The 1,950-nt window shown below is 54.7% G+C and carries 2 protein-coding genes; both read left to right on the top strand.

The window, feature by feature from the left end; all coding sequences use genetic code 11:
* Positions 1 to 319 precede the first annotated feature (319 nt).
* Positions 320 to 832: a hypothetical protein gene (locus tag GWG65_RS40075; protein ID WP_275200899.1), complete on the top strand. Its 513-nt coding sequence runs from the start codon at positions 320 to 322 to the stop codon at positions 830 to 832.
* A gap of 321 nt (positions 833 to 1,153) precedes the next feature.
* The gene (locus GWG65_RS40070) at positions 1,154 to 1,528 is read left to right on the top strand and encodes a hypothetical protein (RefSeq protein WP_275200898.1); all 375 of its coding nucleotides are present in this window, start codon (positions 1,154 to 1,156) and stop codon (positions 1,526 to 1,528) included.
* Positions 1,529 to 1,950 lie beyond the last annotated feature (422 nt).

The following is a 1,950-nucleotide window of genomic DNA, read 5'->3' as shown; positions in this document are numbered from 1 at the left end:
ATGACGAGCCAGACCGAAGAAGGACTGCGACAGAAAGGTGTATCTTCCGAGTAATGCATTGCGGCGTTTTAGCCGCGAGGCGCGTGAGGTGGTCGAGTAACCCGGCGACTTCCGGTCATGGCCCATCGGCGAAGTGGCGGCACCTCTCCACAAGGTCCGCTCACTGAGCAATAGCAGACGAGATTTGCTCAGGTTGAGTTATTCGCGTTTTGACCCGTTGCAGACCTCAGAATGCTGGCCGATGATGGGGAATGATAAACGGTCTTCTACCGGCGCACATCTTGGTCTTTCGCGACCGTTTTATTTCGGGATAGTCCAGATGGATAGCCGCAAACTCGAGGTCCGCTATTTAGCTCTGAGTTGGTTCGGGTACTTGGCCTTCAGTCTCGGGCTGCTGATGCGCTTTGTTGCTGTCGAGACGCGCGCCCACGGCTGGTTCAAGTTCCTCATATACGTTGGCTCTGCCCTGCTTATAGTCATCGCGCTTTCGGCATTGTATCCGTTCGTGACAGCGATCACCTGCAAGGTGATCATATCGATTGATGCGACGGGCTTTAAGGATGCACGATTGGCATCCGCAGTCATTCCGTGGAGCGCAATTCGATCAGTATCGTCATTTATGACTTCTAGACAAAGCGTGCCCTGGCTGAGACTGGAGATCGATCCGAACTTGAAGCGGACCCTCAAGGTGACCCGAGGTGCCAGGGTTGGCGATTGGCTTTGGCTTAACCTGAACACGCCGGTTATCGTTCTGGGTGCAGTAGGCTTGGACGTGGAAGCTGATGAAATTGCGCGGATCGCGAACACCTTCCTCGCCGAGAACCCGGCTTGAAGAGGATGTTCGTTATCCGCAATTCGCCTGCCGGGCAACGCCCGACGAAGCCGATTGGGTGTCCGCTGTTGTGCACTTGGCCCTAAGGCGAAGATAGCCATCGTGTCCGGCTCGTCGGCAGTCGAGGTCAGACCGGACATCGGGAGGAAGCGGGAAAGTCGGCGCTAATGACCCATTGCGGACTAAGAGAATGGCCGGTTCCGAAATCTGCCGGCTTGGAAGCTTTGAGCTATCGCCGCAACTCAAGTTAAACCAGGTTTGTAAGCGAGAAATTCACTCACATTATCTACCTAGGGTGGCGCGAACGCTGGGAGGGTCTACGTGGGCTGGAAGCTTTTTGCACTCTTCAACATTTTGGTCACGTGTCATGGTATCACCGATCCGGATACTTACAGCTTGGTGCGAACCCCCGAGCTTGTCATTGAGGTAGTTTCGACCATCGGTCTTGTGCTGATGGCTTTCGAATTTAACTTCCTTCCTTGCAATTTTTGGCGGGGGTTCGCTGGCGCCTATTTCGCGTATTCTTTTATCATGCTTCCCGGGTTGTTCATTGGTACGCTCCTCTATGAGCGATACGCGATGGACGGCGAAACATTCCTCGCATGCGCCCTCTTTCATTTCGCTGTCAGCTACGGGCTCTGGTTATATGGCTCAAAGCGCGATCGGCAGGGGGACGTGCGTCAGCTCACCGCCTAAAGATTTTCGCAGGATGCGGCCAAGTTGGTCCTCAACGCCGTCTTCTGCGAGGAGACTTATTGGTCAATGAAGCAGAAAATAGCTCTCACGTGCATGGTCATCGTAATCGCGGTCGGAGCGTACTTTCTGTACGACGACTACGCGAAATGTCAGCAGGAATACCATCGCGGCTGTACCCCAGCGGTCGGTAGTGGGCCGGTCTCAAAATGAGGTATGCTGCGGGGAGCGTATTTGAGAAGATTAAGGCCGCCTCAGTTGGCGGGCCTCTTGCATCCGGCGCCGACAATTCCGCTTGTGGCCCTAATGCGAAGCGTTGGACGGGCCGAGCTTGTCCGATGACAAGAGTAGACCGGAAGTGACCGTCAAGACGCCGCTTTTGACCCCAAAGCGAAAATCGATGTCTTGCGTGGAAAGCAAGGCTA

It is taken from the genome of Bradyrhizobium sp. CSA207, assembly GCF_029051685.1.
Taxonomy (GTDB): Bacteria; Pseudomonadota; Alphaproteobacteria; order Rhizobiales; family Xanthobacteraceae; genus Bradyrhizobium.
Note: the sequence above shows the minus strand (reverse complement) of the source record. Positions and strands in the feature narration are given on the sequence as shown.